Genomic DNA, 3,150 nt, shown 5'->3' on the forward strand with positions numbered 1-3,150 from the left:
TGGTCACAAGAGAGACATATAATACTCCCGTTCTCACCTCAAAGGACTGGGTGCCACACCGAACGATATCGCTTCGGCACCGGCAGCGGGGGATCGCCTGTTCTCAGACGGAGTGATCCCAAAAGTCACTCACACGACAAGCATCTCGCTCTGTTGGGGTGATGCGATCAGACGGTTGATCTCACTCTAGAAGCGACTGGCACGAGTTGAGAGAAGTGCCGTCTCGACGGTCCCTGCTCAGAGATCGCGCGACTGGACAGTCTTGCGGTCGTTGTCCGCCGCACGCTGTGCCGCATCCGCAAGCAAGTCTGCTACCTCGCCATCGAGCGCGTCGTAGAAATTCGATGAGACGTTCTGGTCTGCGAGCTGTTCTTTGACTGCCGCTTTGACGATGAGGTCCGTCATGCACGCTCTCCTTCCGCCGATGCGCACTTATACCTCATCGAAGCGTGGTGAAAGTAGACACACCATCTCGGCTTGGCAAGATCGTTTGACTCAGTGAACTGCGGTTAAAATTCTGTCACGTAGGTTGTGAGAAACAGAGTTGCATTGTAGAACCCATGAGCGAGGATTGGAACGGACAAATTGTCGTATTTTTCGTACAGCGCACCCAGTATAACTGCGAGTGAGAACGGGGCGATACTCANCCCATGAGCGAGGATTGGAACGGACAAATTGTCGTATTTTTCGTACAGCGCACCCAGTATAACTGCGAGTGAGAACGGGGCGATACTCAACAGAACAATCCCTTGTATCCCTCCGAGATAGCCAATCGCATGCGGAACGACGAACAGAAGAGCGGCCACGCCGATAGCAGCGGGTGTTCGCATACTCCGGGTGAGCCGTCGCTGAATCACACCACGAAACAGATACTCCTCGGCTGGCGCGATGACGACGAATGAAAGCACTGCCAGCACGAGGACCATCGTCGGATCCCCTGTGAGGAGTTCCTGGTCGGCACGCCCGATCTGGATGCCCGTTCTGGTGCTGAGTGCGCCGATGCCGCTTGCAATCCCGAGCATGACGAGTGTGCTGACAACCACCCACCCACACTGTTGTGGCGTCGGAATCTCGATTGACACCTTCTCAGTGAACCACCGGTGGACATACACCCATCCAGCGATGGCATAGCCCGCTTCCGAGAGGACGAACACGACGGTGAGCGCGGCGAGACTGGTTCCGCCCACGAGAATCGGGACGATCGAAAGTACCGTCCCGATCACAAGGGCAGAGATGACCAGTCCAAGCCCAATCGCGACAGCACGCCCATGAGTTCTCCAGTTGGTTCGTGGATGTGGGTCACTCTGACCGTCAACAGGTTGTGCACTGGTCATTGTNGCATTGCGACCATCCGGCTTGTCGACGGTCATGACAAGGTCCCCTGCAATGAAGCACATGGATTATTGCAGACTGCAACAAAGCCACCCTGTTTATATACTAGATACCCCGCAACAAAAACGACTCCAGAATGACCTCCATAGCCACCTACATCCGCGCCTCGACCGACACCCAAGAGACCACCCACCAACGCGATGCGATCAACGATTGGCTCAACGAACACGATACCGACCCAGACGACGTTGATCGCTACGCCGACCTCGGCTACTCCGGGTCCGATCCCGGCCGCGATCAGTTCTCCGAGCTGATCGACGCGATTGACACTGGTGAGTATGAATACGTCGTGGTCTGGGAAATCTCGCGATTGGCCCGACTCGGCAGCATCTACCAACGATTTTTCGAACGTTGCGAGGACGCCGGGACCACCGTCGCAATCACCGACGGCTGGATTTCAGAGGTGCGTCCCGACGGCACCGGGAAGTTGATTGCAGACATTTCCGCTGCGGTCGCCGAAGAAGAACGTCGTCGGACCATCAAGCGCGTCGAGGCCGGTGTCGCTAGCGCACAGGAGCAAGGTAAATGGACCGGCCGGGTACCCACTGGCTTCCGCCATGACGACGATGGGTATTTGCAGGTGCTGCTCGACCCCGATCGCGAAGACGGCGAGGTCGGCTATCTCGAAGTTCGTCGGGCGTTAGAGCGCGTCAACGATGACGAATCCATCCGAGCGGTTGCACGCGATCTGCCGAACCTCACTCGGCAGGGTCTCTCGAAAATTCACAAGGATTCTGACCGTCGGCAGTGGTATCTCGGGGCCGAAGCCGCTGACGACCGCGTGGACATCGCCCTCGAAACCGTTCGGTAGAGGCCTAGCGCGCCAGATAAGGAGATTTTAGCTTTCAACCGCTTCTTCAACAATCTCAATCTCCTCGTCAGTCAGTCCATACAGCTCATACACAATCTCATCAATCAATTCGTCTGTCCGTTCGATTTTCTCGTCAAGCTNGTCAAGCTCCGCGGCGCGCTCTTTGGCATCCATATAGCGTTCGATACCACCTTCCACGTCATCGAGTTTCGGCAGGGTCAGGCTTTCCAGCCGATCGAGCGGCGAGATCGTCGCGGTGGCGTTGTCTCGATAGCCCGCGAAGCCGTCGGCCTCGTCGACCGCGTGGGGCACGAACGCCGCGATGAGATTGGCCTCTGTCTCACTCAGCCCGACGAACTCCATCGCCGGCACGGGATCGAGCGTGGCGTAGCCGTGACTGTTTGTCTCGTATTCGTCGGAGTTCTCGGGCTTCACGTAGGGTACCGCCAGCAGCCGCAAGCGGTCGCCCTCGCGCTCAACCTGCGTCGCTGTCACTCGAAGTTTCGCAAACTCGCTGTCGACTTCAGTATCGGTCAGTACTGATGCTGCCAGCCCGCTCGCTGGCTGGTAGCGCTCCCCGAGGGCTAGGCCATCCTTGTAGGTCCCGAGATAATCGAGGAGATCGAGATTCAAGGAGCGACGTTTTTCTCTCAGATCGATTAACGTGCTTGCGTGCTCGATCAATTTATCACTGACAGAATCGGGTATATCAGGAAATACAGGTAGTGCGCGAACATCATCTGGATTCATTTTCGGAAATGCACCTTTTTGCGCATTTGGAGACGTTTTCATATTATAAAAACTCAATAACTTAGAATTGACAATGGCGAGAAGAGTGTAGTTGGCAATGGGTGCATTTGCGACAATTGCAGGAATAACGCTGTGTCCATAGTAGAACTGTAGTTGGATAGCGACTTGACGACAGAACGATTTCGTAGCTGACTCAT

The 3,150-nt window shown here is 55.8% G+C and carries 3 protein-coding genes; 1 reads left to right on the forward strand and 2 read right to left on the reverse strand.

What is annotated here, in order from left to right:
• Positions 1-237: 237 nt before the first annotated feature.
• Positions 238-405: a hypothetical protein gene (locus tag C448_RS04225; protein WP_004052069.1), complete on the reverse strand. Its 168-nt coding sequence runs from the start codon at positions 403-405 to the stop codon at positions 238-240.
• A 104-nt stretch (positions 406-509) separates the two neighbouring features.
• On the reverse strand, positions 510-1,397 hold the full coding sequence (locus C448_RS04230) for a CPBP family intramembrane glutamic endopeptidase (RefSeq protein ID WP_455429045.1): 888 nt from the start codon (positions 1,395-1,397) through the stop codon (positions 510-512).
• A 71-nt stretch (positions 1,398-1,468) separates the two neighbouring features.
• On the opposite strand from C448_RS04230, the gene C448_RS04235 reads away from it, so the two are divergent.
• Positions 1,469-2,203, forward strand: a complete 735-nt coding sequence (locus C448_RS04235) for a recombinase family protein (RefSeq protein WP_004052071.1) — start codon at positions 1,469-1,471, stop codon at positions 2,201-2,203.
• Positions 2,204-3,150 lie beyond the last annotated feature (947 nt).

Source organism: Halococcus morrhuae DSM 1307 (assembly GCF_000336695.1).
In the GTDB taxonomy this organism is placed as follows: Archaea; Halobacteriota; Halobacteria; order Halobacteriales; family Halococcaceae; genus Halococcus; species Halococcus morrhuae.